The sequence below is a fragment of the Pirellulales bacterium genome, from assembly GCA_035656635.1.
Taxonomy (GTDB): Bacteria; Planctomycetota; Planctomycetia; order Pirellulales; family JADZDJ01; genus DATJYL01.
The window spans coordinates 1-25666 of the sequence record DASRSD010000064.1 but is presented as its reverse complement, the minus strand read 5'-3'; the positions used below and the strand labels follow the sequence as shown (position 1 = coordinate 25666).

The 25666-nt window shown below is 55.9% G+C and carries 23 protein-coding genes; 10 read left to right on the top strand and 13 right to left on the bottom strand.

The window, feature by feature from the left end:
- The 4 genes from VFE46_05665 to VFE46_05650 all read left to right on the top strand — a co-directional run.
- A partial coding sequence (locus VFE46_05665) for a C25 family cysteine peptidase (protein HZZ27477.1) occupies positions 1 to 1428 on the top strand: 1428 nt, incomplete at its 5' end.
- The gene (locus VFE46_05660) at positions 1425 to 2687 is read left to right on the top strand and encodes a hypothetical protein (protein HZZ27476.1); all 1263 of its coding nucleotides are present in this window, start codon (positions 1425 to 1427) and stop codon (positions 2685 to 2687) included. The genes VFE46_05665 and VFE46_05660, both read left to right, overlap by 4 nt.
- A gap of 161 nt (positions 2688 to 2848) precedes the next feature.
- Positions 2849 to 3055 (top strand): hypothetical protein, encoded by a 207-nt coding sequence (locus VFE46_05655; protein HZZ27475.1) that lies wholly within the window; start codon positions 2849 to 2851, stop codon positions 3053 to 3055.
- On the top strand, positions 3052 to 3372 hold the full coding sequence (locus VFE46_05650) for a hypothetical protein (GenBank protein ID HZZ27474.1): 321 nt from the start codon (positions 3052 to 3054) through the stop codon (positions 3370 to 3372). The genes VFE46_05655 and VFE46_05650 overlap by 4 nt, the downstream gene beginning before the upstream one ends.
- Before the next feature lie 489 nt (positions 3373 to 3861).
- Here VFE46_05650 and VFE46_05645 read toward each other — a convergent pair whose 3' ends face one another.
- The 9 genes from VFE46_05645 to VFE46_05605 all read right to left on the bottom strand — a co-directional run bounded on the left by VFE46_05645 (position 3862) and on the right by VFE46_05605 (position 14539).
- Complete coding sequence (locus VFE46_05645; GenBank protein HZZ27473.1) at positions 3862 to 4731, bottom strand: hypothetical protein; 870 nt, start codon at positions 4729 to 4731, stop codon at positions 3862 to 3864.
- Between the two features lie 450 nt (positions 4732 to 5181).
- A complete protein-coding gene (locus VFE46_05640) occupies positions 5182 to 5361 on the bottom strand; it encodes a hypothetical protein (GenBank protein HZZ27472.1) in 180 nt (59 codons plus the stop codon).
- Positions 5362 to 5412: 51 nt separating this feature from the next.
- Positions 5413 to 5949, bottom strand: a complete 537-nt coding sequence (locus VFE46_05635; GenBank protein ID HZZ27471.1) for a hypothetical protein — start codon at positions 5947 to 5949, stop codon at positions 5413 to 5415.
- A gap of 527 nt (positions 5950 to 6476) precedes the next feature.
- Positions 6477 to 7463, bottom strand: a complete 987-nt coding sequence (locus VFE46_05630) for a sigma-54 dependent transcriptional regulator (protein ID HZZ27470.1) — start codon at positions 7461 to 7463, stop codon at positions 6477 to 6479.
- A gap of 412 nt (positions 7464 to 7875) precedes the next feature.
- A complete protein-coding gene (lpxI, locus tag VFE46_05625; GenBank protein ID HZZ27469.1) occupies positions 7876 to 8796 on the bottom strand; it encodes a UDP-2,3-diacylglucosamine diphosphatase LpxI in 921 nt (306 codons plus the stop codon).
- An 18-nt stretch (positions 8797 to 8814) separates the two neighbouring features.
- The gene (gene lpxD, locus VFE46_05620; GenBank protein ID HZZ27468.1) at positions 8815 to 9879 is read right to left on the bottom strand and encodes a UDP-3-O-(3-hydroxymyristoyl)glucosamine N-acyltransferase; all 1065 of its coding nucleotides are present in this window, start codon (positions 9877 to 9879) and stop codon (positions 8815 to 8817) included.
- A gap of 706 nt (positions 9880 to 10585) precedes the next feature.
- Positions 10586 to 11197: a YdeI/OmpD-associated family protein gene (locus VFE46_05615; protein HZZ27467.1), complete on the bottom strand. Its 612-nt coding sequence runs from the start codon at positions 11195 to 11197 to the stop codon at positions 10586 to 10588.
- 25 nt (positions 11198 to 11222) lie between these two features.
- Entirely contained in the window at positions 11223 to 13385 is a 2163-nt protein-coding gene (locus tag VFE46_05610) for a site-2 protease family protein (GenBank protein ID HZZ27466.1), read from the bottom strand.
- Positions 13376 to 14539, bottom strand: coding sequence for a 1-deoxy-D-xylulose-5-phosphate reductoisomerase (locus VFE46_05605; protein HZZ27465.1), 1164 nt, complete (start codon positions 14537 to 14539; stop codon positions 13376 to 13378). Before VFE46_05605 ends, VFE46_05610 begins: the two co-directional genes overlap by 10 nt.
- A gap of 339 nt (positions 14540 to 14878) precedes the next feature.
- Here VFE46_05605 and ftsH point away from each other — a divergent pair, with 339 nt between their 5' ends.
- From ftsH to VFE46_05590, 3 genes are read left to right on the top strand one after another with little or no spacing between them, the layout of a single operon-like run.
- The gene (ftsH, locus tag VFE46_05600) at positions 14879 to 17011 is read left to right on the top strand and encodes an ATP-dependent zinc metalloprotease FtsH (protein ID HZZ27464.1); all 2133 of its coding nucleotides are present in this window, start codon (positions 14879 to 14881) and stop codon (positions 17009 to 17011) included.
- Positions 17012 to 17034: 23 nt separating this feature from the next.
- The gene (locus VFE46_05595) at positions 17035 to 17259 is read left to right on the top strand and encodes a hypothetical protein (protein ID HZZ27463.1); all 225 of its coding nucleotides are present in this window, start codon (positions 17035 to 17037) and stop codon (positions 17257 to 17259) included.
- A gap of 2 nt (positions 17260 to 17261) precedes the next feature.
- On the top strand, positions 17262 to 17591 hold the full coding sequence (locus VFE46_05590; protein ID HZZ27462.1) for a hypothetical protein: 330 nt from the start codon (positions 17262 to 17264) through the stop codon (positions 17589 to 17591).
- A 47-nt stretch (positions 17592 to 17638) separates the two neighbouring features.
- Here the strand turns inward: VFE46_05590 and VFE46_05585 are convergent, their stop codons facing one another.
- From VFE46_05585 to VFE46_05570, 4 genes are all read right to left on the bottom strand, one after another.
- Positions 17639 to 17875, bottom strand: a complete 237-nt coding sequence (locus VFE46_05585; protein HZZ27461.1) for an Ig-like domain-containing protein — start codon at positions 17873 to 17875, stop codon at positions 17639 to 17641.
- 88 nt (positions 17876 to 17963) lie between these two features.
- Complete coding sequence (locus VFE46_05580) at positions 17964 to 21080, bottom strand: polysaccharide biosynthesis/export family protein (GenBank protein HZZ27460.1); 3117 nt, start codon at positions 21078 to 21080, stop codon at positions 17964 to 17966.
- Positions 21077 to 21478, bottom strand: coding sequence for a BlaI/MecI/CopY family transcriptional regulator (locus VFE46_05575; protein HZZ27459.1), 402 nt, complete (start codon positions 21476 to 21478; stop codon positions 21077 to 21079). Before VFE46_05575 ends, VFE46_05580 begins: the two co-directional genes overlap by 4 nt.
- 545 nt (positions 21479 to 22023) lie before the next feature.
- Complete coding sequence (locus VFE46_05570; GenBank protein ID HZZ27458.1) at positions 22024 to 23013, bottom strand: magnesium transporter; 990 nt, start codon at positions 23011 to 23013, stop codon at positions 22024 to 22026.
- A gap of 262 nt (positions 23014 to 23275) precedes the next feature.
- Between VFE46_05570 and VFE46_05565 the strand changes: the two genes are divergently transcribed.
- The 3 genes from VFE46_05565 to VFE46_05555 all read left to right on the top strand — a co-directional run bounded on the left by VFE46_05565 (position 23276) and on the right by VFE46_05555 (position 25405).
- Positions 23276 to 23467 carry a hypothetical protein gene (locus tag VFE46_05565; GenBank protein HZZ27457.1) on the top strand — a complete coding sequence of 64 codons (192 nt, stop codon included), beginning with the start codon at positions 23276 to 23278 and terminating at the stop codon, positions 23465 to 23467.
- Positions 23468 to 23758: 291 nt separating this feature from the next.
- Complete coding sequence (locus VFE46_05560) at positions 23759 to 24733, top strand: UDP-glucuronic acid decarboxylase family protein (GenBank protein HZZ27456.1); 975 nt, start codon at positions 23759 to 23761, stop codon at positions 24731 to 24733.
- 246 nt (positions 24734 to 24979) lie between these two features.
- Complete coding sequence (locus VFE46_05555; GenBank protein ID HZZ27455.1) at positions 24980 to 25405, top strand: EF-hand domain-containing protein; 426 nt, start codon at positions 24980 to 24982, stop codon at positions 25403 to 25405.
- The last annotated feature ends 261 nt before the right edge of the window (positions 25406 to 25666 follow it).

The window sequence follows — 25666 nt, the reverse complement described above, 5'->3', positions numbered from 1 at the left end:
CCCAAGAGCGATCCAGCGGAACTGGCCACTCGCACGCCAACATTTCGCATTCCGTCGCAAATCAACCGCCTATGGGGGGCCGGTCCGGAAATCGCCACCGACAACCCATACGCCGATTTGAACGACGATGGCGTTCCCGAGATTGCCATTGGCCGGCTCACGGCCCACACGCCCCAAGAATTGAGCGTGGTGATCAAAAAAATTCTGCGTTACGAAGATTCCCAAGATTTCGGCCCCTGGCGAGCGCGGATTAATTTTGTCGCCGGCGAAGGGGGCTATGGCGATCTGCTCGACTCGGCGTCAGGAGTTTTGGCGCGACAAGCAATTCGCTGGCAGATTCCTGCCGCGTATCAAGTCAGCCTGACCGATGCCCGCTGGCGCAGCCCCTATTGTCCCGATCCGCGTTCTTTTCACATGTGCAGCCTGGATCGGGCCGACGAAGGCTGCCTGTTTTGGGTCTTTATGGGGCACGGCGCTCCGCGCACCTTGCAATGGGCCATGTTTCCCGACGGCAGCACGCCCATTTTGCAATGCGAGGATTGCGCCCGGCTGCAAAGTAAATCGCCTCCCATCATGCTGCTGATGTGCTGCTACACCGGCGCGATGGCAGAATCAAAAGATTGCTTGTCGGAAGAACTGTTGCGCGCGCCGGGCGGACCGGTGGCGGTCTTCAGCGGCTCTAGCGAAACATTGCCGTATGGCATGGCCGCGATGTCTCGGGAAGCCGTCCGCGAGTTTTTTGAAAACCACCGCCAAACGCTGGGGGAATGGATTTTGTATGCCAAGCGCAGCACCATGGCCGGCTACGATTTGCCGATTTGGGCACTCGTCCATGCGGTGACCACCGCGGCCGCAACTGGCTTGTTTGAGCCCAAGGAAGAACGCTTGGAGCACTTGCAGCTATTCAATTTATTCGGCGATCCAACCATGAAAATGCCGCAACCGCGTGAAGCGAAGCTATCCGTTCCCGCCTCCGTGACTGCCGGAGAGGAGATTGACGTTGCCGGGCAATGCCCCGTCGATGGCACGGCCACGGTGGAGCTGGTTTTGCCGTGGGACCAAGTGAAAGTTGTTGCACACGGCCGTTACGATGGCAGCCCCACCGGACGGCAGATGTTTAATACCGCTTATCATGCGGCCAATGATCCGCGGCTAGCATCCATTACAACCGAGGTGCACGACGGCAAATTCTCCGCGAAGCTGCCAATTGGAAACAGTGCCGCCGGGTTGTGCTTAATTCGCGTGTTTGTCGAGGGGAAGCACGATTTTGCCATGGGCAGCGGCAGCACCCACGTGTTCGCAGCGGCCAAAGAAAATCTTCCCGGGACGGCCACGTCGGCAGAAAACCGAAGTGCGGAAAAACCGACGGCAGGGGTCTTTTCGCCTCGGTCGGAAATGGTTACGGTTGGTGGCAAAGGAAGCCAATGAACCAACCGCCGTCTCCGTCGCAGCCTGGCCAGGCTGCATCGCCTGCCAACACAGCGCCGGCGCCAGCCAAGCGTCGTAAATGGCTCCGCTGGATGGCGGCATTTTTTCTGTTGCTGATTTTGTTTGTGTTCTTTTTGCCGAACATCATGGCCTTGCCATTTTGCCGGCAACGCTGGCTGGATCGAGCGTTTTCCCGCGTGAATACCCAAGCCACATTGGGCGATCTTTCACTCTCGTGGTTTTCGCCGGTCGTCGTGGGCGATCTCAAGCTGCAGCCGGAAAACACAGATCGCGCAGCAATATCTGTTGCGCGGATCGAAGGGACGGGGTCGCTTTTGCAGTTGCTATTTGGGCATAACTTGGGCACGTTTCGCATCTCGCAGCCGGAGCTGTATGTGCACTTCGACCAGGAAGGCACCAACATTACGCGGCTGATTCGCGGATTGGCCAGCCTGTCGTTGGGCAATCGATCGGCGCTGCTTGAAATTATTGACGGACGATTGCTGCTGCAGGGCCAAAATACGCCGCAGCCATGGCAGATTGACGGCGTGAATTTGAACTTGATGCTGACGCCGGCTAACGCAAATGCGGCCGGTGTGCCGGTGATTAGCGGCGAAAAAGCGCGGCTCTTAAACGAAATGGAATTGACGCCGGAAATGTGCAACGACTTGCTCAAATTCATTACGCCGCCCCTGTTTCAGGCCACGCGCACCTCCGGAAAAGTGTCGCTGGATTTGGACGAGTTTCATTGGCCGCTGGGCAAGCCCGAGGCGGTGCAATTGCAGGGCCGGCTGACCTTGCACGCAGTCGACGTCGTCCCGGGCCCAATGATGCAATTGATAAACAGCGTTCTGCAAAATCAGAACACGCCGTTTGTGATGCACATTGCCAAGGATGACGAAGTGGCATTTCAAATGCACGATGGCCGCATTTACCACGATAATTTGAGCTTCCATCTATCGGCCCTGCAAGCAGAAGTGGTCGCTCATTCCCACGGCAGCGTGGGCTTGGACGAAACGCTCGATTGGTTTGTTCAATTCGAGTTTCCTGGATTAGAGGGCCTCGATTTGACTGGCCATCCTATGCTCAAACTATTAAACGACAAGCCGACCATTCACATCACCGGCACGTTGAGCCAGCCGAAGTTGAACCCGGAAGGTTTGGCCTCGCAAGTGCTAAAAACAGGGCTCGACTGGCTGCGCGAGCGCAGCAACCAGCGAAACAAACCATCTCCGCCCGACCTGCCACAGGGCCGGTAATCAACGGCCATCGCGGATACAAGCTTGCTTGCTCCGCGGGAAGCAGTGAACGACACGGTCTGCCCGCCGTGATGTTCTTGCGGCTGTGTCTGTGCAACAGCAAGCGGAAGGTCCGGTAAATAGCTACCAATCTTCGTGAAACTAGTCTACAAAGGTGATTGATGAGACTGCTAAAAAGCCCGGCGGTGATAGTCGTGTTGATGTTCCTCGGTCTGGTGTTGATCTTCGTAGTTGTGGATCAATTCCAGCAGGCGGCGCAGGAACGGGTGAGGATCGAACAGCGGGATAAGGAAATAAAGAGCGCGGCCAAGGTTCGTGAGGCCACCAAAGCTATCGACCACATCACCGGTAGAGACAAAGACCAATGAAGTGCCCCAAATGCAAAACCGATTTACCAGAGCGGGAATGGTTACAAGGCTGCCCCGTCTGTAAAGCATTGGGTATTGCGGAAGACGAAGAGGATCAACCAAGCAACGAAGTACAGGCGGATCACGCGACGGAATTGGTCGAGAATCTCTACGACCAGCAATCTCGCGGTAATAACTCGCTACTGGTTGAATTGAAAAAGCAGACCGAGCAACTCACAGCCATTAAGACGATCTTGTTCTGGGTTTTGGTGATTATTCCTGTATCGCTATTAATTCTCGGGATTGCGTTGGGAGCTATTAAGCAAATAGCTAAGTGACTAACCATGCAGTGAGCTAGGACGGTTCCGCTTGTTCGGGCCGGGGTGTTGGGCTCGATTTTCATGTTGCCGGTCGGCACAGCTACGTCATGGTCTTGTGCCACACTGGGGCTAGTGATCGGGAGATCATGGCGTTGACCCGATTGAGCAACTCGGCCTCGTATCTTGCTATTGCCATTTGTCGGACGCCCGCAAACAGCAGATGGCAGCCAAGCTACCAGTGCCACGGTTACGGCTGGCCTAAAGGGGGTCTGCGTGTAACCCAGTGTGTAACCGGCGCGGGTCCGAAGGGCAGAAACACGTTCTTTCCCGTGTTTTGTGGGGTCCAGAAATGAAAAAACCCCCAGGAGTCAACCGGGGGCTTTTCAAGTCTTCATCAACCGTTTTGAGTCACGTCGTTTTCGAGTCGTTTTCGGCCGAGTCACCAGCCGGGTCACATCATCTTGCGAGTCATCAGACATCATCAACCCTGCGAGTTCGCCACAAGCCTTAGGCGGTTTTCGCAAACTTCTTGCGGAAGGCGGCAGTCGCCAGGCCCAAGCCACCGAGGATTCCCATGATGATCGAGCTGGGTTCCGGCACGAATCCGCCAGTTGTGATGATGAACGATTTCTTATCCATGCTCACCACGGCGTTTGGTTCGGCGTTGACGCTCAGAATGTTGTCCAGGTCCAGTTCCAATCCCGTGACGCGGTGACCGGCCAAACCGGCGCCCGCCAATGCTCCGGCGATATTGAAGTTTGCCGAGCCGGTCCAAATGCCGGAACTCAACAAGCCGTTGCCGGTATAGACGATGCTGTTCGGGGAGATGGTGGGGGTCCCATTGCCGCTGGCATTCGCGAACGCTTCGGTGAAGCTGACCGGAATTCCGTTAGCCGGAATCGCTGTGGCGCCGCCATCGACCTGAGTGATGACCAGCCCAGCGATGTTCAAAATCGCCGCGGCGGAGGAAGCCGCCGTAGCATTTTGCAGCATGTAATCGCCATTTTCCGAAAGCGACATCAACGCGATGTTGCCGGTGGTGGGATTAGTCGCCGAGATTTGAACGCTCAAATCGCCATCTTCGAATTTTTCACCCGACGAAACCACCGAGAAGTTGAGCGGCTTGGTGGTCAGCGCCGTATTCGGGGTGAAGCTCAGATTGTTTCCACTCGTGATCACCGGATTGCCGAACAACCACGTGGGCGAGGGGGGGATGGGATCAACGGACCACGTGTCGCGTTCGCCGCCTGTATAAGAGGTGTTCGAGCCGCTGACAGTGCCGAAGGAATTAAACGTGGTGGCTTGGGCCAGGCTGGTCAATGCCAGCAAGGCCGTGCAAGCCAAGGCAACGGAACGGAAAGGCTTCATAATACTCATGACTACACTCGCTTCTAACTAAGGGTTGATGATGTGTGACGACTCTCTGCAAACTATCGTCGCTTGACTAGGGCGACGTGACTCTTAAAGGGATTCAATTACCGCTTCACCGCATACTTTCGGCCGCGCGAGGCAAGGTTTGGATCAACCTCTGCCGTTCGAGCGACTTGGAACACTAATTTCAATTCAATGTCACCTGCAACTCAGTTGTGTTTACTTCCTACCGATTTTCTGGTTTGGATTTCGTGTTTTCCCAGGCGGAGGTTTCTGCTGGCCTGACTGTTTACAGCCTGGCTCAGCCTGATCCCGTTCCACCGTGCGGGTAACCGCCTAACGAATTTTTATTGGGTCTATGCGATTCTCGTAACACCTGGGAATAAATTGTTCTGTGATTGGTTTTTTGCGTTCGTGTATTGTTCTATCTCAAATTGGCGATTTATTTACTGTGCACTACCAAGCTCGCTTGTTGCGACGGCGATGCATGCCATTGCACGAGCTGGGGCGCGCCGAACGGCGTTCAAAAGCGTGACGGCACATGCGCTGGTCACGCTTCTGATCTCGGCGCGGAGAGGCGGCCGCATAGCTGGGCTCCATCTCATCGTCATACAGCCAAGTGTTCGGTGCGTTCATTGGATTCTCCTTGACGTTCAATTGACCTAATAATCGGAAATGTTCGTGCGATTAAAAATCGACGCCGACGGCTAACGTGCGGCGACGCTGTTGAATACGATCAATCGCTTCCTTGGCTCCGCACAGTACGGGGTCCAAATCGCTTTCCGGCGCCACGCCTGGCAAATACATCCAGGCCTTGCACTGGCGAGCCCAAACTTCCTCTTCCGAATCATTGGTCCGGCCGCAAACTACCGTGAGCAAATCTTGCTGGTCGGAAAGCAATTCCACCAACAACCGCCGGTCGGCTGCGGTATTCGGATTCGGCGTGGCCGTATCCACCAACACCAATCCCACCATGCCCGAGGCCAAGTGCGGCAGGGCCGTGGCTTGATCAGCACACACCACTTGCCGCCAGCCGGTCCGCTTGGCTGCCTGGCCGAACATCAATTGACGCAACGGATCGGGAGAAACCACCAGGCACACGCTGCCCGCCGCGGGAGCACGCCGAGTTTGGGTTCGTCCGCGCTTCGGGCGATCGGCCAAACTGCCTCGAACAATCGCTTGCGATTCGCAACCTTCAATCAAACTTTTGGTGACGGCTAACATGGCAGGTTTTTCCGCTTGCATCTCCCGACTGCCTTTGTCCGAAACATTCGGACACCAAGGCCAATCGAAAATCTTTCTTCGCGGGCTGTCTAATGCACGACCCATGCCAGATGCTTTTTTGGAACCTGCCTCGCAATCGGTAAGTCATGTGCAAGACAGAGTTTAAAAAATAAATCGTCGCGAAATGCCTCTTCCAAACCAACCAAAAAGGCTTCACCAGATTAGTGATGAAGAAGGTGGCGGCGAGCATTAAATCTTGTCGCGGCAATATGTTGCACGCGGTTCACTAAGTTTGTGAGGCGTCACCGTATTGGTGAAATGCTCTTTCTTCTCGCTCCGCGCGCCAGAATCTCGCCTCGGCAATGCCTATTTCATACTGCACACAGGTGCCACCGGAGAATGTTTCGGGCCCCCGGCAGAATGAGCTGCGCCTCGACGAAGAATGCCCTGCAGGCAAAAAATACTAGGCGTCCTTAGAAACGTGCACCAGCAACAGAAGCCGGCCAGATGATTCAACGCCGAGCCGATTACAGCTCGTCGGACGCAGGGCTGTCCAATTGGCCTAAGAGCCGAGTCAGCGTGTTGGCATGCACGCCGAGCAATTTCGCGGCGCGGCCTTTGTGCCCCTTTGTGGCATGCAAGGCCTGGCGAATGGCGGCATCACGCAATTTCAGCAAATTAAAGTAAGGCAAGCGAGAGTTATCGGCATTCTGCTTTGCCGAAGGCACCGCCGGCGTGACATGCAAAACATAGCCTTGCTCAATCACGTGCGACAACTGGCGCACATTGCCCGGCCATGGAAATTCGCAGAATGCTTGCATTTCGTCAGGCGTGGGGCGCCACAGCGGACGCTGATATTTCTGAGCAAAACGATTCGAGAAGAACTCCACAAACTGCGGAATATCTTCGAGTCGTTTACGGAGCGCCGGGACCTGCAGCTCAACCATGTTCAAGCGATAGTACAGGTCTTCGCGGAAACGTCCTTCGGCCACCTCAACATTCAGCTGCCGATTCGTAGCGGCAATCACTTGCACGTCAACGTGCTCGGGGGTCGAAGACCCGACGGGCGTCACTTCGCGTTCCTGCAACACTCGCAGCAACTTCGGCTGCAATTCCAGCGGCATTTCCCCAATTTCATCGAGGAACACAATTCCGCCTTCGGCAGCGCGGAACACACCCAACGCCGCTCCCAAAGCGCCGGTGAAGGCGCCTTTCTCATGACCGAACAATTGGCTTTCCGCCAGCGTCGCGGTTAACGCGGCACAATTGACGGGCACAAATGGCTTGTTTGCACGCGGACCCAACTGATGCAATCGACGAGCTAAAAGCTCTTTGCCGGTGCCAGTTTCGCCGCAGATCAGAACCGGGCAATGCACTTCGGCAGCCCGCTCGGCGTGTTGAGCAATTCGACGCACCGCCGGATTGGATCCCATAACCCAATCCAAACGCACATCGTCAGGCAGTTCGGGCTGAACCGCCAAGGTAGAAGCTGTATTGTTCACGCTGAACATCATGGATGTATGGTTGGTCGCAGGCCCCGTGATGGCCCGTTCTGCAGTGCCTGCTAACCAAATTTTCTGCCAGAATGCGTAGTCACGCACGCTGTGTGTCATCTCATTAGCAAATCACCAAATTCGATGGGAGGACAAACTTTTGCTAACTCCTGCCTATGCACACTCTCCTCCGATCCAATAAACGTAAACCTGATTATAAGTGTGATCGTAGCGGATGCAACAACTTTTTAAGGGTCTGGGGAAATTAATTCTGTGATAAATTCAACCCATTTCCCTAACAAAAACTTGCCATCGCCGGCCGGGCAGCCCTATGGCGTCTTTCATTTTATTACAATCACTAAAGTCTTATCCCAAAAAGACTTGTGAAACGCTGGCCGCATGCGACTGCAGCACGCCGCTTCCCAAGCTTGTGCTAGGCAGCTTGTTCGCTCGGCAACCCCACAGCCGATTCCGGGCAATCTAGGGCCACAACAATCAGTTTTTGCCTGTTGGCGAAGTCCAGAAACTCCGCTTGATCGATCAAAATCGTCTTGGCCGCCTCGACCACAAGCATTTTGGCCCCCACCGAGGCCATGGTTTGCAGCGTCCCAATGCCGATGGTGGGGACATCAAAGCGCATGTCTTGCCGAGGCTTGGCCAGCTTGATCACAGTAAATCCGCCGGCCGGGCAAAGCGCTCCTGCCCGGCGAATGCACTCGTCGGTTCCTTCAATTGCCTCTACGGCCAAGCAGGCCCGATCTTTGACCACCACGCTTTGCCCCACGTCGAGCCGGCCCATTTCTTTGGCCAAATTCCATCCAAAGGTAATGTCGGCCTGTTGGGCCCGAGTCGGGCCCAGTTGAGTTAATTGTCCATCTTTCACAAGCAACTCCGGAGCAAAATCTGTGGCGGGTTGAATGACGATGCCATCCTGCTCGAACGCATGAACCACCGCCAGCAACAGCGTATCGTCCCGGCGGTCTTTTTTGGCGGCGATGAAGTGCGACCAGAAAACCCGGATCGTCCACCAATCGGGCAACAGCTTCAGCCAAAGGTTCGGCTGAAACAGTTTTAATTTGAACACTTTTCCAGCCATCACCGCATGCCGCACCTCGTGCTGCTTAAAAAACCGGATCGCATGGCCAATTCTAGCGACACCGGTCCACTGCACTTGATGGCATATCTCAGCTAGCGACGAATCGGCGTGATCTTGGAGTGCCACGCAATAAACTTTGCAGCCGGCGCGGCGTAACGTTTCGGCCACGACAATCGGATAGCGTCCCCAGCCGGCAATCAGGCCGATGCGATTCGGAACACTGCCCGCCTCCGCCGCGCCGTTCTCAAGATTTGCCATGTGCGTGCCGCGCTCTGACTAGGCTGCTTCGTTTCTGTGATCTTCGCCATCCCCTGCCTTGTCGTGCAACAACTTGTCCATTTGACGCTGCAATTCCTTCAGTTGCTTGCGCATTTCCGGCAGTTTCGAAATCATGGCAAACAGCAGCTTTTGTTCCCGTTCCGGCACCGCCGGCGTACCCAGCACGCGAACGCCGTCGTGCACGTCGCCGGAAACCCCGGCTTTGGCTCCCAACACCGCGCCGGCGCCAATGTGGACGTGATCGCGCACGCCCACTTGGCCGGCCATCACCACGTAATCGCCGGTGGTGGTGCTGCCAGCCACGCCCACCTGCGAGCAAATTAAGTTGTGCCGGCCGATCCGGCAGTTATGGGCAATCATTACGAGGTTATCGATCTTCGTTCCCTCGCCAATGTAAGTTGCACCATAAGTGCCGCGATCGATCGTGCTTGCCGCGCCTACTTCCACGTCCGGCCCCAGTTCCACGAAGCCCAACTGCGACGAAAGCACGTGCCGGCCTTCAACTAACTTGTAGCCAAAACCATACGCCCCTAAGACTGCTCCCGCGTGAATGATGCACCGCGCACCAACGCGCGTGTTTTCGTACAACACCGCGCCGGGAAAAATCGTGACTTGCTCCCCAATGCGGCAACCCGAAAGAATGCGAGCGCCGCTGTGAATTACCGAACCGGCGCCAATTTCCACATCTTCGGCAATCGAACTGCCCGGATGCACGTCGACTCCGGCGGCAATGCGGGCGTTAGGATGCACGGCAGCCCCGGAACTGATGCCTGTCACACTACGCGCTTGTGCAGGACGAAAATGTTCGACAATTTTGGCAAATGCGGAGTGCACGTCCTCGACGTGAATTACAGGCCGGTCGGTCACTTCCAACCCGTGCGGCGCGACGATCGCCGCTGCCGCGCTGCGTGCTAAACAATGAGCTTTATCATGCGAATCGAGCAAGGAAATGTCGCCCGGGCCCGCGGCGCTTAAAATATTCGCGTCGACAATCTCGCGCGCAGGATCGCCGACGACTTTCCCGGCAACCAATTGCGCTATATCGGCCAACGTCATCGCCATGGCGGCATCCTTTCCAGCCTGGGCCGCAATCTACAGCAGGCGGCCAGCCGAAATCATCCCGATGCCCAGCCAACAGCAAGCGACTGGCGGCCAATCCACGCCGCCCAGATCGTTCACGACCGGTGCAATGTCATCGGAATCCCCATCGGGGAAAATCAATCTAACCCCTTGCCTGAAAACGAATCAAGAGCGGTTTGTTGGGCCCAAATTCACTGTGGTTTTACCGGCTCCCCGTCGTCGGGAAACCAGCCCTGGAAGGGCTTCCAAACCCGATAGGGCTGCAAGCTTTCATCGGGCAATACTTCCATAAATCGACGGCCAACATGTTGATAGCGTGTGCCGCATGGGCAAGTGAACCGGAAACTGTAACGACGAGGGCCCGCGGCAGTTTCTTCCCAGGCTGCCTTGTAATCGCCAAGATGACAAGTTCCATTCTTGCATACGGGGCGACGCGGGCGCCCACGATATAGCATTTCCTCAAAATAAGAACCGATCTTGAAAAGCCCCATCAGTCCGAGCAAAGCCACTGCGGCGCCAATTACAAATCCGACTACTGCGCCAGGCCAGCCGAAAAGATTCTGTCCCCCCGCGGCTCCGGCGATTCCACTACTCAACCAGATCAGAAATACAATTAACTCGATCAGTGTCATAGCCGGATTTCTCGAGCCGAACTCAACTCATGCTGCTCCCCTGAGATTGACCGTGATTATTTGCGATCGTATTTCCAATTGCGCGACTTGCCCGACGATAGCCATTGCAGCGTGGTTTGCAGACATTTCAATCGCGTTTCGGGGCGCTTGGCTTCGACGATCCACTGGACGTATTCTCGTTGATGGCTGGGGCTGAAATTCTCGAACGCTGCTTGCGCTTTTTTGTTTTTCTTGAGTGCCGTTTGCAGATCTGCGGGAACTTTGACGGGCTTGGCCGTTTTTCGCTTGGAACGCGTGGTGGATTTGATTCCGTCGTCCGTCAGTTGCATGGCCTGTTTGACCAGTCTTGCGATCACTGCTTTCGAGGGCAAATCAGATAAGTCGACAATACGATCCAATTGGAATTGCTCCGCTCCATCTTTTTCGACCTCCGCCAGTGCCGACTTCATGCCGGCATGCGAGAATCCCAGCGCGCAGTGCTGCTTAAAGGTCGCCATCGAACACAATAACTTTCCGCCATACACAAAGTGCGGACAGCGCCACTTCAGCGTTTCTTCGGCCTGGGGGCAAGCGGTCAGCACCGCACGTCGCAGATGATTTAAGATGGGCTTGGCGAAACTTGCAGCGTTGGCAATGTATACATCTACCTCGGCAGATTTCTTTGCCATGGATCGCTCCCTCGTTGCCGCGAGATTACAGCCTCGAAATCAAACCGGTATCCAGCGCCAGCACAAACAGCATGAGCGACAACAAGAAAATGAGCCCCGCGTAAGTAAAGCCGACCACAATTCGCTCGCTGGCCGGCTTGCCGCGCAATCCTTCGTACAGCAAAAACACCATGTGGCCGCCGTCGAGCACGGGGATTGGCAGGAAGTTCACCACGGCCAAGTTCGCACTCAGCAAAGTCAGAAACAGCAGAAACTTGGCAAAGCCTTGCTGCGCTTCGTACCCTGCCTGTTGAATGATTCCCACCGGGCCGGAAAGCATGGTCACGGGTATTTGCGTGCCGATTTTTTGCAAGAACCGATAGACCATGAGGAGCGAATCGACGGTTTGCGCCGCCCCGGCATGAACGGCTTCGCCCCACGACTCCGCCTGATGCATGATTGTCAGTTGCGCCCAGTAAAACCCACGGCTAGGCGTGTGCATCACGTCGCCCTTGTCGTCTTTCATTTCTGCCAGACCCAATTCCACGGTGTGCGTTTTGTCTCCCCTTTTTACTGTCAATTGCACTTTCATGTCGGGGGTAAATGTTGATAACACGCCCAAAATGTAACCGGGCCAACTCAGTTTCTTTCCAAACTCAACGGTCGGTAAAGAGCCTAATTCTTCATCGGGCAACAGATCTGGCGGACCCGGCAATTTAGCTGGGGCTACAGGTTTTTCTGAAACGATTTCGTCGCCCGGCTGAATGTCGGCCGCCGCGGCTGCTGAGCCAGGCTGAACCGCCACCACCGTCGGCGGAACTTCGCAGGCCACGCCGATGGCCGACAGCGCCAGCGGCGAATTATCCTGATACAGTTCTGGAAACTGCTGCACCTGCGGCGTTAGTGTAACTTCCGTGCCAGCAGCGCCGGAACGATCAATTTTTAGTGTCACCGTTTTACCGGCGGCCGCAGATTTCAGTAACCGCTGTTCCAGCGTAAATGGATTGCCGACCGGTTGCCCTCCGACGGCCACAATTTTTTCTCCCACTTTCAATCCGGCCCGTTCCGCAGGCGAATTCTTTTGCACCATCGCAATGGGCCCCAGTGGCATCATCAAGCCGATGTCCAGCAGCGGAGTCGGCTGAACGGAAATGTCAATGCTTTCGGTCGGTGGCTTTTTGCCAGCTTGTGCGACGGCTTTATCTTTTTCGCCTTCTTTAATTCGGTTGACGGTAACATGGATGGGCTCGTCAACATATTTCGCGAACGCCAACTCTAAATCTCGATTGTCGTGAATTGGCGTCTGGTTGATTTGCACAATGGTATCACCCACTTTGAAAGCTGGTGTGGCCCGTCGCGCGGCCGTTAACGGCACCGTCGGAGGAAAGCCGGGACGATTCAGCGTGGGGACCAGCCCGCCGGAAATGCCGATCATCGGCAAGCCCAGCGAGGAATCGGGATATAGCGTAATGTCTTGCGATTTGTTGTCCGCGAAGCGCTCGACCGTGAAGCGAATTCCGTCTTTGACATCACCCAGCGTGACGCTACTTTTCAGATCTTCAAAACGCGGATGGCTTAGTTTGCCGATGCGCGTGATTTTATCCCCCGGCTCTAAGCCCGCTTGCCACGCGGCGCCGCCCACCAAAGTGCCACCAACCACACACGGTGTTTCCGGTACTCCCAAGGCATAAGCCACCGTGGCCATGAGGAACGCGAAAATAACGTTCATGATGACGCCGGCGGAAATAATGGCCATGCGCTTGGGCACGCTTTGCGCCATGTAGCTGCGCGGATCGTAGGGCACGTGCGGATTGGAAACCGGTTCCGATGGCAAATCGCCATGCGTGAGCGGCGGAGCGCGATCTGCGCTGGCGCCGGCGGCCTGACTCGGTAATTGAGCGCGGCGAGTTTCTTCCGCCATGCGCGCAGGATTATCGTCCTGGCCGAGCATCTTCACATAGCCGCCCAGGGGCAAAATGCCGATGCCGTACTCGGTTTCGCCCCACTGGAACTTGCACAGCTTCAGGCCGTAAATATCGAAGCCCAGATAAAATTTCTCGCACTTCACGCCGCAGGCTTTGGCGACCAGAAAATGTCCCAATTCGTGCACAAAAATGACGAAGCCCAAGCCGCCGGCAACCGCCAGAATAATGGGCCAATTAGCGGGCGTGGCCAACCACAAAATCCAATTCGAGGCAATTAAGTGCATACCCAACGTGTGACCTCCTGGCGAGCCCAACGATCTGCTTCCAATAGCCGCGTAAGCGTGGGCTGAGAATCAAAGGTGTGATGTTCAACAATACTTCGACAAACCGGCACAATCTCTGTAAATTCCAGTTCCCCGGCTAAAAAACTTTGCACCGCTTCCTCGTTAGCCCCGTTAAGCACCGCGCCGGTTGTGCCGCCCGTACGGGCAGCTTGATGCCCCAATTCCAATGCCGGCCAGCGATCAAAATCTGCGGGCTCAAAATCGAGCCGCTGCGACCGGGAAAAATCCAGCCTGGGCCAGGGTGCGGCCTGCCGCTCGGGATAATCGAGCGCGTATTGAATGGGAACCCGCATATCGGGAGCACCCAGCTGCGCGATCACGGAGCCATCTATAAACTCCACCAGCGAGTGCACGGTCGATTGCGGATGAATGACAACCTCAATTTGCTCCGGCTTCAAGTTAAATAGCCACCTGGCTTCGACAATTTCCAAAGCTTTATTCATCATCGTGGCGGAATCGATGGTCACCTTTGGCCCCATCGTCCACGTGGGATGTTCCAGCGCTTGTTCTACGGTTACGCGAGCCAATTGTTCCGGCGAAAAATTTCGAAACGGCCCGCCGCTGGCGGTCAAAATAATTCGCTTGACGGCGTTGCGCCCCCCGCCCTGCAAGCACTGAAATACCGCGCTATGCTCGCTGTCGATGGGCAAAATTTCCGCTCCCGTACGCGCGGCCAAAGCCATGACCAGCGGGCCCGCCATGACCAGCGTTTCTTTGTTCGCCAGGGCCACCTTTTTGCCGGCCTGCAGTGCCGCCCACGTGCTTTGTAATCCGGCGGCGCCCACAATCGCCGCTACGACGATGTCGATTTCCGGCTCACAAATCAGGTCGGTCAGAGCCTGCTCGCCCGCCAGCAGTTTGGTTTCGCGTGGCAAACCAGCCCAATTTTGACGCTGGGCAGCATCGGCGTCCGTCACGACAATCCATTTCGGCGAAAACTTCTGCGCCTGTTCCAGCAATTGCTCTGTGCTGTTGCGAGCAGCGAGGGCCACAATTTGGAGCCTGCCGTCGGAAGCCATCGCCACGTCGAGAGTGCTTGCGCCAATCGAACCCGTCGAACCCAGCACGGCGATACGTTTAGCAGGCAAAGTCATTAAAACAACAACGGCAAAGCGAATTTATTTCAGGCTTCTAACAGTCCAATCGTGGCAACGCACGAATTTGAAACCGAATCGTCCAATCTCTTTAAAACCGCGCTGGTCAATTCTTAACCGCGCCAATAATTCCTTCCCGGATTCTAAGTCCGCCCGAAAGCAGCGACAACCCAGAAGTTAGCATGCCGATTTTGCCCAATTTGCCGTTCGCACGATCCTTTCGGCAAACTTGCCATATTTAGAAGGTTGTACGGATGTAACCAGCGACATAGGATTGACAGTAGGCTCCCCCTGCAACCACGAATCAAGGCATCTGAGACCACTAAACTTTACTTTCGCATGGAAAGCAACTCCAAATCGACCAAGCCGTCCGGGAAATCGAACTCGGATAAAAAAGGGACCCCGATCGGCAATAACATCGTCTGGTACCTGCTGGGCATCGGCGTCACCATTCTGCTGGTTGTCGGTTGGCTGCGGCAAGATTCCGCCTACGAATTGCAGTACAGCGATTTGCTGAACGTCATTAGTGCCGGAAAAGCCGGCTACAAGGTGCAAGAAGGCGCCGAAGGGCACGAGAAGGAAGTACTCTACAAAAATCCGACCGATATTATCATCTCCAGCAGCGAAGTCACGGGAAAAATCAGTCGCGAAGTGGTCGGCGGCGCCGACGATTCTGCCGAAAATTCTTCCGGCTCCTCCACGACAAACACCACTAGCAACGGCTCCTCCAGTGCGGCTGCCGCCGCGGCGGCTCCCCACACCGTGTTGTTTCATACCAACAAAGGGGTCCAATTAACCAACGACGACCGGCTGGAAAAGCTGCTGCAAGAAAACAAGCTTCGCTACAACTATTCCGAGCCTCCCAGCCTGTGGCACAACTACGTGCCCATGCTGGTCCTCAGCACGTTATTTATTCTCGTCTTCTTATTTATGATGCGGCGGCTGGGCGGAGCGGGAAGCCCAATGGCCTTCGGGCGCAGCCGCGGAAAAATGTACGCCCAGGAAGACATCGGCATTACTTTTGAAGACGTGGCCGGCATCGACGAAGCGGTGGAAGAGCTGCGCGAAGTGGTCGAATTCCTGCGTCAACCCGAGCGTTACCAAGCGCTGGGCGGACGCATTCCCAAAGGCGTGCTGCTCGTCGGACCGCCAGGCACCGGCAAAACGCTGCTTGCCAAAGCCATTGCTGGCGAGGCCGGCGTGCCATTTTTCAGCCTCTCGGGTTCCGACTTCGTCGAAATGTTTGTCGGCGTGGGCGCCGCCCGAGTGCGCGATATGTTTCAGCAGGCCCAGGCCAAGGCCCCGTGCATTATTTTCATCGACGAGCTCGATGCCCTCGGCAAAACGCGCGGCTCCAGTGTGGTTGGTGGGCACGACGAGCGCGAGCAAACCCTCAATGCTTTGCTGGTCGAAATGGATGGCTTCAATTCCAACAGCGGCGTCATCGTGCTGGCCGCTTCCAACCGGCCCGAAACTTTGGACCCCGCTTTGTTGCGGCCAGGCCGGTTCGATCGGCACGTGCTGGTCGATCGCCCCGATGTTGGCGGCCGTGAAGAAATTCTGAAAGTTCACGTGCAAAACGTAAAGCTCGACAACGCCGTCAATTTGAGAGAAATTGCCGGGCTAACGTCCGGCTTTGTCGGCGCTGATCTGGCGAATTTAGTGAACGAAGCCGCCCTGTTGGCCGCCCGCAAAGGCAAAAGCGCCGTCGGCATGGCCGAGTTCAACGAAGGAGTGGAGCGAGTTACCGCCGGCTTGGAAAAACGCAAGCGGGTAATTCACCCGGACGAAAAACAGCGCGTCGCCTATCACGAAGCCGCCCACGCGCTCGTTGCTTACAGCTTGCCGAATACTGATCCGGTTCACAAAGTTTCCATCATTCCGCGCGGCCTGGCGGCCTTGGGTTACACCATGCAGCGGCCCGAGGACGATCGCTACTTGATGACGCAAAGCGAACTGGAGGCCCGCATCCAGGTGCTGCTGGCGGGCACCATTGCCGAAGAAATGATTTTCGAAGATGTTTCCACCGGCGCATCGAACGATTTGGAACGTGCCAGCGACATCGCCCGCTCCATGGTCATGGATTACGGCATGAGCCGCATGGGCCGGGTGAATTATCGGCAAAGCGACCGCTCGCCATTTTTGGTTAGTCCCGCCAACGAGTTTGGCCGGGCCCGCATGCACAGTGAGCAAACCGCCCGCGAAATTGATGAAGAAGTAAAACGGATTGTCGACGAATCGATGGGCAAAGTGCGGCAAATTCTCGCCGCCCGCAAGACTTCGTTGGAAGCGCTGGCCAAACGGTTGATCGATCACGAAACCATCGACGGCGTGGAGCTAAAGGAAATTATCGAGGAAACTTCTCCCAGCCCGCAAATTGTTCCGGGCACGGAAGCCGATCGGAAACGCTCCTCCTCGCAAGCGGTGGTCGAGGCTCCCCTGCCGCGCGAAACCGCCGAAGGCTCGCTGTAAATTGCTCCACATGAGTGGCAAAAATGCCCAAGCTTCCACGAGATCTTCTTTCGCAATCTCGTGTGATTGCCAAGGGAAATCGCATTCGCGATGTTCGTCGGCTCGTGCGACAATACGGGGGCCGGCCGGCTCAATGGATCAAAAAGAGCAGTCCACGGTTTTCTATGGGGCATCGCACTTACGAATTCCATTGGTATGAACATCCTGGCTTGGGCCGATTCGAAATCAAACGTAAAGAAGTGAGTTAGCTATGATTGTAAAACTCAAACGTCGCAACCCTCGCTATCCTGATCTGAGTGTTGGTCAACCCTATGTGGTAATTGGCATCGAGGCAGACGATTTACGCATTTTGAACGACCATGGTCGTCCTTTTTTGTATCCTGCGAAGCTGTTTAAAGCGGTTGATTCGCGGCGACCGGAGGACTGGGTCGAAGAGCGTGGCGACCAGGGTGAGCTTTACGCCTACCCACCACAATTTAATCGAACGGGCTTCTTCGAAGATTTTTTCGATGCCAAACCTACCGCCGTCCGTGCCTTTTGGCACGTCATGAACGAGCGGTTAGCGGCGGCCGTTCTCTGACAGCGCGCGTGTATTTAGCCGCTCGGCTTGTCCAGCGGCTGGTCCAGCTATTTTTTCTCCGGATCGGCCGCCTTCGTTTTGAACACCAACAAATACGGCACCGCCGGGCGATGCTTGGCATCTTGGAAGCTGGCGCTGAACGTCACCTTGATTTCTTTCAAATTTGGATCGACCTCGCTTGCCCCGGCCTCGGGAACCGTCTTCACAACCGCCGGCGCGAGCCAACTCGCCCGGCGGTTTTGTTGTTCTCCTCGCTTTTTATTTCGCCCAATAATTTCGCCCAAATATATAGCCCGACTGCATCAGTCGGGCCGCCCGCGATTCCACCAAACATTCATCCCATAATCCATCCACCGGCAACACGCGCGATAATTATTGATTCGGCGGCGAGGGCGTCGAAATAACGTGAGAATTCTGCGGTTTTTCGCCTGGCGGCCAAGCGGGGGCTTTGTAACTGCCGCCACTGCCTAAGCCCGGTTCCCTGAAGGCGCCCTGAATGAAAATTCGATCGCCCGCTAAAATCGGCGGATTGGCTCCAGGCTTCGTGCCGCTTAGCGCATCGTTCCAATTGACGGGAATGGAACGGTCGATTGCCTTAGGAACAGGCCGGGCAATAAAAATCGTCGATTCCGATAATCCCGTCAAACCCGGAACTTGGGCCACCGCGTCCAGCAGCGTTTCGTTGCCCGTAATGGGGAACCGGTAAATGGTGGAACCTGCCCGACCATCGACGATCACATAAAACACTTTGCTGTTATAAGCATAAATGTCGATGGCCACCTCGGCCTGCAGAAAGAAACCTTTTAGCTTGTCCTCGATTGCTTTTGTCGCTTGCTGGACGGTGTCGTGATCGACTTGCACCTGGCCATAAGTCCCCAAGTTAATGGTTCCATCCGGACCGACTAAATGCTGTCCGTCAATTCCTTTTTCGATGCGCGATTCATCAATCGTTAGCGCGACCTCCGGGCTTTTCAACACGGTCTGCAATTGTGTTTTCACCGCCTCCTGGGCCTCACGCCGCTTTAGTCCGCTAATTTTTACCGATCCATACCTGGGTCCCAGCACAACTTCGCCACTGCTGTCGACTTTGAACTGACCTTTAATCGGCTCAGTGTAAGGAGCGCCTTCGACATCGATAATCACTTTGTCTCCTGGCTGAATGCGAACCGCATCGCGCGGCACCAGCCGGATCGGCGTAATCAGCAAAATATCCGGCGGCTCAATGATGTAGGGCGATTCCGTTTCATTTCGCACTGCCGTGTGATCTGGGTCGGCTAACTCCTTCGATCCCTGGCTTAGCCTGGCGCTAGCGTCGGTCAGCTCCTTCGACGACTGACGTAGCGTGTGATCGGCGTCGGTTAGCTCCTTCGATCCCTGCTTTAGCGTGGCATCAGCGCTGTTCAAGTTTATCGAGTTGCCCGGCTCTTTTTGGGGCTTGTTGATTTGCACCAGAATCTTCGGATCGCGGAAAAAATTACCCAATTGCTTTTCGATGGCCGCTTCGGCCTCCGTTTCCGTCAGCCCGGCCACCATCACTTTGCCGTAAGGGCCCAGCAGAATTCTGCCGGCGGCATCGACGATTAGGCCGTGCGTCAAGTGCTCGGCCCAGCGGTTCTCGTCCATGGTCACGGACACTACGGGCTGCATCAAGGTTTTCTCCAACTGAAGTTTGATCGCCTCTTCGGCATCGCGGCGCGTCAATCCGGCGACCTTGACGGCGCCATAACTGGGCCCCAGCACGACTTCGCCGGCACTATCCACATTGAACGAGCCGTTGATCGGCTCCTCGAGTTTTGTGCCGGTAACTTTGATGCCAATGTTAGCGAAGTAACTGATCTGCGAGGGACGTTTGGGAATCAGCTCCGGTTGCGAGATCACCACCACATCTCCCGGCTCGATGACGAACGCTGGCCCACCTCTTCCCGGGCCAGCCATGGTTGCCGTAATCGCCTGGTCCTCACGAAGTTTTTCCGCGAGCTGTGCGCGCACGACAGCTTTGCGCGTTTCAATGCGATCCTCGAACGATTTAATCTCGCCGGGCAGCTTAGCCTTGTAGTCGGGACTGTAATCGATTTTGTTGGCCTCGATGTCCGCCAGGTCTTGCCGATCCTCGGCCAGCCGCTGGGTATACATCAAAATCAGCGCATCGTCGGCAATGGCTTTCTCGACCAGATATTCCGGAAGCGCGGTTTCCGGTTTTGCACCGGCCGGAGTTGAATTCGTTTGTGCGGATGATTTTTGCACCGCTCCTTTGTTGGGCGAATTGGATTTCGCTGCATCCGTTTTTGGCTTGTTCGTTGGCGATTGAGCGACCGCCAGGCCGACCATCAACATCAAGGCGGCGGGAATTCCGATCCAACGCCACAGCCGGCTCAAGCGAGCGCACGGCTTTTCATGCAGCGAAAGCAGCCGCAGCGTCCGGGCTTTGCTGCTCGACATGCCAATGGCGACTAGCGCTGCCGAGTAACGCCGCGGATTCATCCAAGCGGTGAGCGTATCGGCCAAATCGACCGGATCGGTCCCGCTGGCCACGGCCCAATCGTCGCATGCTTGTTCGCTGGCAATTTGGAACCGGTGGCGCAACACCCACACCAGCGGCGCGAGCGGCAGCAGCATTGTCACCAGCTCGATCCACAGCCGCGCCCAGCCATCGTGCCGGGCCGCGTGGGCCAATTCATGCGTGAAGGCCGCCACCCAATCGATTTTTTGCGAGTTTTGCCCATAGGCAGCCGGAACCAGCAGTTGCGGCCGACCCAGCGCCAAAATCATCGGCGTGTGCACTTGCGGGCTGATCGACATCCGCGGAATGCCTGAAAGGCCTACCCGCTGTGCGGCCACCGTTGCCGCCGCCAACAGTTGAGCATCATCGCTGGGTTTTGCCCGATGCAGCAACCGCCGGGTGGCGATAGTGCTGGCCACCAGCCGCAGCGCCAGCAGTGCCGACGCCGCCAACCAGATGATGCCAAGCCAAAGCATTGAGAATACCGCGGCTGTAGTTTCCATGCGCATGCGGCCATTAGCCCCCGGTTCCACCGGGGGATCCGCCGGCATATGTGCTTCGCTCGCCAATTCGCTAACAGGCGAAGCGGCAATCGGCTTTGCGGCGTCATCGATCGTCGACACCTCCAGGGATTGCAACTCCTGATCTTGGATCGTTGGGACATTGGCTGATCCCGTGGCAGTTGTGTGTATACTCTCACCTCGCCACGGCGAGTCGCCTGCGATGGCCCGGTCCTCGCTCAGAGGAACAGGGAAAGTAGCGGAGGCGAGAACTGTCCATTGCATTTGCCGCGCCGCCCAGCTCGCCACCGGAATCAGCACACACGCCGAAAGTACCACGAGCAGCAGCCACGCCCGAGCGGCGCTTTGGCGCACAAAAAATTGGGCGGCCAGCAAACCCAGTGCGCCGATCAATGTGCTTTGCCACAGGACATCGCACAGCAAACGCTGCCAGCCGTCGGCCGGCAAAAGGGAGAACAAGTGACTCATGACGGGCCCCCTTTCGATTTTTCTTTTCGACGCTGTTCGATCAGTTTCCGCAGTTCTTTCAGTTCATCGTCTGTCAGTCGGTTATCGTCGAGCAAGCTGGCCAGCAGCAATCGTGGATCGCCGCCGAAGGCCGTGCGCAACAGTTCTTTCAGTGTGCGGCCGCCGACTTCCTCCCGGTTGCGCGTAGGAAAATAGATATAAGCCCGACCTGCCGCGCGATGCTTGAGCCAGCCTTTGCGCTGCAACTTTTGCACAGCCGACAGCACCGTGGTGTAGGTGATTGGCCGCCGCTGGCTAATGGCCTGATGGGCCTGCGCGACCGTGGCCTCGCCGCAGTTCCAAATGAATTCCATCACTTCGCTTTGCAGCGAGCCCAATCCGTGCACGGGCTTCGACATGCCGTTTTCTCCAGACGCCACCATTGTTTCCAGACGCCATTGCCAGGCGGGCGATTTTATTACGTCGCACCGACGTACGTTGTTTTAACGTAGGCCGAAGAATCTGTCAAGCGATTTTTTTGTGCCGCCCGATCAGCGCCGGTACTCCCGCTGCCAGTTCCCACGCTCCTGGCCCGACTCTGCATTTTTCACTTTGCACTTTGCACTTATCGTTCCCCTTCCCGGTGGCTCCGCGCCTCCGTGGTGAAAAAAACTTTCGAAAATTGGGCCACTCGTTTGATACAATGTGCCCCGCAGCGTTTGGCGCTGTGTGCCTATCGGCCGAATGGGAGGCCGGAGGCGCGCGATCTTTGGCAATTTAAATCTTGGCAATTGCAGCGCGGAACCGGCGTTTGTGCAGCCCTCTTCCTATCCACAGCAGGCCGGAAGAGGGCGGCCGGCGGGGCCCAGGCATGAATTTGGAAGCTACCCGCCTAGCCAAGCCGCTGGACAAATCACCCAGTTTTGGCGCTCAAATAAAAATCCCGGACAAAATTCTTCCGCCACTACGTCACCAGTCGCGCCAGGGTGAAATAGACGAGCAGCGTAATCATGTCGGCAGTGGCCAGCGCAATGGGTCCGGCGGCCACTTGTGGATTACGTCGCAACATTCGCAACAGGTTGGGCATGGCAACGCCGATCAGCGCCGCCACCGTCATGCCGCCGCCGATTCCCAACAATAGACACACCGCCACCCGGTAATTGTGCAGCCAAACAATCGAAACCAGGGCCACTAGCGCGGCACTTACGCTTCCCAACATCACGCCCACCAAAAATTCCTTTCGCAACTTCGCCCATAACCCGGCCAGAGTGGGCGGCCGGCCATGCAGCCATTGCAGAGTCAAACTGACCGATTGGATACTGACGCTTTCGGCCAAGCCCAAGACCACCGGCACGAACAAAGCCAACGCCACCACGCGTTCCAACTCCGCCTGGAAGATTCCGGAAATGAATGCCGCGATGATGCCCCCCACGATGTTGCAGATCAGCCAGGGGAACCGGCTACGAAATGCCGCCGCCGGCCGCGCATGTTGCGATTCGGCCAAATGCACGCCAATCAACTGAAACAGATCTTCGCTCCGTTCTGCTTCCTCGAATTCCGCCCGGCCTTCGGTGTATAAACCTACATCGACAACCCCAATCAACCGGCGCTTGCCGTCCACAATGGGAAACGCCAACAACTTGTGGAGCGTAAACAATTCGCAGGCTTCCAGCACCGTGGCCGTTTCGGGAATGGTGATTACATCGCGGATTAGAATATCCGCAATGGAAGTTTCCAGCGAACTCAACAACAGACGCCGCGTGGGCACTACCCCAACCAAATGGCCGTTATCGTCGACAACATAGAAGTAAATGAAGTGCCCGATGGTCGGATTTTCGCGGATGCTGGCGAGCGCCTGCCCAACGGACTGCTGCTCCTTAATTTGGACGAAGTCATACCCCAAGTGCTTGAGGATGCTGTCATCCATCGACAATTTCGCCAATTGCACATTCATGCTCAGGAGAGTTTATCAAGGCATAGTGAACCGAGAACAGTCGTACTCGTGATTCCGTCCGCGGCGGTGGTTCTACCATACCGAACGTTGCCAATTGCTTAAACCCGAAATTTCGCAGCCCGCACCCATTTAAAATGAGAAATGCAACGACTTGCCGAATTTGTATTCGAGTGCCTTGGATTGCGATTTTATTGATGGGGCAACGTGGCGTGCCGCTGGCACTGAAGCAGACTCAACGAATCCCGCGGAGCCTCTGACAGGCATGAAGACTTATGCCGCCGATCGCCAAAACTTTGCCGCCATTCGGAAAGCTTGCCAAAACATTGCCGTGCTCGCCGCCAAGAGCAACATCGCGGCGACTACAACTACAACAGCTTCCACCATCGAGACGGCCGGAAATTGCGAAATATACAATGCCGAATACACCATAGGCCCACCTGCGGCAAAGAAGTGACGAGTATCGGGCAAGAAAAGAACGATTGATCTCCGCGATCGAAAGCCAACTTGTTCCCTGTAGCAAATTGGTTCATGCTCCGTCAACCAATTTCCAAGTGCCGATACAATGATTCAGCAAAAATCTTCCGGAAGCAACGGATCATGCGGATGCGGTAAAATCTACCGTTATGATATTCCGATTTGCCAGTTTCCATTGAATCGCCTCGTAAACTATGATTATGCTAGAATCAACGACCATCGGAACGTCATTGAACCAACATAGCAATCGTTTCGCGGAGTACGCTTCCACGTGGCAAGTATCAAACGCATTTTAGTGACTGGCGGGGCTGGCTTTTTGGGTTCCCACTTGTGCGATCGCCTGGTTGACAATGGCCACGATGTCGTTTGCGTTGACAACTTCTTCACCAGCCAGAAAACCAACGTAGCCCCGCTTTTGGAACGAGCCAACTTCGAATTGCTCCGTCATGACATCATCCAGCCGCTGTTTCTCGAGGTCGACGAAATCTACAATCTGGCCTGCCCTGCCGCGCCGGGCCACTACCAATACAACCCCATTAAAACGATCAAAACCTCGGTCATCGGAGCCATTAATTTGCTGGGAATGGCCAAACGCTGCCGGGCGAAAATTCTGCAGGCTTCCACCAGCGAAGTCTATGGCGATCCAGAAGTCCATCCGCAGCCGGAAACTTATCGCGGGGCAGTGAACACCCTCGGACCGCGGGCTTGCTACGATGAAGGCAAGCGCGCCGCCGAAACATTGTTCATGGATTACCACCGCATGAACCGCGTCAACATTCGGCTGGTCCGCATTTTCAATACTTACGGACCACGCATGCATCCGTACGATGGCCGCGTGGTTTCCAATTTTATCCGCCAAGCGCTGTTGAATGAAAACATCACCATTTACGGCGATGGCAAGCAAACCCGCTCTTTCTGTTACCGCGACGACCTCATCGAAGGCATGATTCGCATGATGAACGCCCCGGACGATTGCATCGGGCCAATCAACATCGGCAATCCGGACGAGTTCACCATTCTGGAATTGGCCCAGCTCGTGCTGGAACTCACCGGCTCCCAGGCGAAATTGGTTTACAAGCCTGCTCTGCCCGACGATCCCGCCAAACGCCGGCCAGATATTACCCGAGCTCGCGAAAAACTCGGCTGGCAACCGACCACCAAACTTCGCGAGGGCCTGCAAAAAACCATCGAATGGTTCCGCAGCATCGATCTGAAGCAATACCGCGCTCCCACGCCCAATTATTGATCTTTCCGGCGTTCGGCACCCTCAACCCATTCCTAAGGAACCGTCTGTGAACAGGCAAATTCGCCCTTTTCAGGCCGAACCACGCCGCCGCAGATTTTTCTTCCGCTTGCTACCAATCGGCGGAACCTGGCGGTAAAATCAGGGTTGAAAGGTACAGGCAATTGAAGGGAAGGCCTTTCGTTAGTTTTCCAATCGTCGGCTCGGGCAGGCCGTGCTTTCCACCCTATCGAACAGAGGAGCATCGTCATGCGGCACACGAAAATCTTGGCACTAGTCGCTGCGTTCACTCTCTTGGTCACCGGCGGCCTGGTGCAGGCCGGCGAGGGCACAGCCAAGGCCGATGCCAAGGGGAAAAAAGCAGCCAAAGAAGGCAACTCCGCCCAGCAACTCATCGACAAGTTCGATAAGAACGGGGACGGCAAGCTCGACGCCAACGAATTGGCGGCCGCTGTGCAAGATCGCCAGGAAAAACACGCCAAGGCAGAAAAAGTCGTCAAGTCGGGCAAAAGCGCCAGTGAGTTAGGCGCCGACTCCAACACCGCCCGGGCGGAAGAACTCATCAAAAAGTTCGACACCAATGGCGATCACAAGTTGGACGCCACCGAGCTACAAAACATGCTCAACGCCGGCCAGGCTGAACACGCCGGCCATAAAAAGGCAGGCAATACTTAATCGCGGGCACCGTCCTTTTATTTTTGTCTCGGATTTTTTATTTGCTGACAAAACTCCTCCTTTCTGCGCATCAAGCTGTGACGTTTGCCCGAAGTTTTCCGAGCGATTCACAGCCGCGGCGGGACAGAATGCTTCCGATTTACGTCCGCCCATGGGAATTGTTGGCGAATACATCAGAGGTTAGGGATTAGGGGATGGAGGGTAGGGACAAGTGTCGACACGGCTCGTGCCGGCAGGGTTGCTAGGGTCGAGCATAGCGAG

What these genes read in the sequence shown, in the direction of transcription:
- VFE46_05660 (HZZ27476.1), top strand. Translation starts at nt 1,425, where the DNA reads ATGAACCAACCGCCGTCTCCGTCGCAGCCTGGCCAGGCTGCATCGCCT.
- VFE46_05655 (HZZ27475.1), top strand. Translation starts at nt 2,849, where the DNA reads ATGAGACTGCTAAAAAGCCCGGCGGTGATAGTCGTGTTGATGTTCCTC.
- VFE46_05650 (HZZ27474.1), top strand. Translation starts at nt 3,052, where the DNA reads ATGAAGTGCCCCAAATGCAAAACCGATTTACCAGAGCGGGAATGGTTA.
- VFE46_05645 (HZZ27473.1), bottom strand. Translation starts at nt 4,731, where the DNA reads ATGAGTATTATGAAGCCTTTCCGTTCCGTTGCCTTGGCTTGCACGGCC.
- VFE46_05640 (HZZ27472.1), bottom strand. Translation starts at nt 5,361, where the DNA reads ATGAACGCACCGAACACTTGGCTGTATGACGATGAGATGGAGCCCAGC.
- VFE46_05635 (HZZ27471.1), bottom strand. Translation starts at nt 5,949, where the DNA reads ATGTTAGCCGTCACCAAAAGTTTGATTGAAGGTTGCGAATCGCAAGCG.
- VFE46_05630 (HZZ27470.1), bottom strand. Translation starts at nt 7,463, where the DNA reads ATGATGTTCAGCGTGAACAATACAGCTTCTACCTTGGCGGTTCAGCCC.
- lpxI (HZZ27469.1), bottom strand. Translation starts at nt 8,796, where the DNA reads ATGGCAAATCTTGAGAACGGCGCGGCGGAGGCGGGCAGTGTTCCGAAT.
- lpxD (HZZ27468.1), bottom strand. Translation starts at nt 9,879, where the DNA reads ATGGCGATGACGTTGGCCGATATAGCGCAATTGGTTGCCGGGAAAGTC.
- VFE46_05615 (HZZ27467.1), bottom strand. Translation starts at nt 11,197, where the DNA reads ATGGCAAAGAAATCTGCCGAGGTAGATGTATACATTGCCAACGCTGCA.
- VFE46_05610 (HZZ27466.1), bottom strand. Translation starts at nt 13,385, where the DNA reads ATGCACTTAATTGCCTCGAATTGGATTTTGTGGTTGGCCACGCCCGCT.
- VFE46_05605 (HZZ27465.1), bottom strand. Translation starts at nt 14,539, where the DNA reads ATGACTTTGCCTGCTAAACGTATCGCCGTGCTGGGTTCGACGGGTTCG.
- ftsH (HZZ27464.1), top strand. Translation starts at nt 14,879, where the DNA reads ATGGAAAGCAACTCCAAATCGACCAAGCCGTCCGGGAAATCGAACTCG.
- VFE46_05595 (HZZ27463.1), top strand. Translation starts at nt 17,035, where the DNA reads ATGCCCAAGCTTCCACGAGATCTTCTTTCGCAATCTCGTGTGATTGCC.
- VFE46_05590 (HZZ27462.1), top strand. Translation starts at nt 17,262, where the DNA reads ATGATTGTAAAACTCAAACGTCGCAACCCTCGCTATCCTGATCTGAGT.
- VFE46_05580 (HZZ27460.1), bottom strand. Translation starts at nt 21,080, where the DNA reads ATGAGTCACTTGTTCTCCCTTTTGCCGGCCGACGGCTGGCAGCGTTTG.
- VFE46_05575 (HZZ27459.1), bottom strand. Translation starts at nt 21,478, where the DNA reads ATGTCGAAGCCCGTGCACGGATTGGGCTCGCTGCAAAGCGAAGTGATG.
- VFE46_05570 (HZZ27458.1), bottom strand. Translation starts at nt 23,013, where the DNA reads ATGAATGTGCAATTGGCGAAATTGTCGATGGATGACAGCATCCTCAAG.
- VFE46_05565 (HZZ27457.1), top strand. Translation starts at nt 23,276, where the DNA reads ATGAAGACTTATGCCGCCGATCGCCAAAACTTTGCCGCCATTCGGAAA.
- VFE46_05555 (HZZ27455.1), top strand. Translation starts at nt 24,980, where the DNA reads ATGCGGCACACGAAAATCTTGGCACTAGTCGCTGCGTTCACTCTCTTG.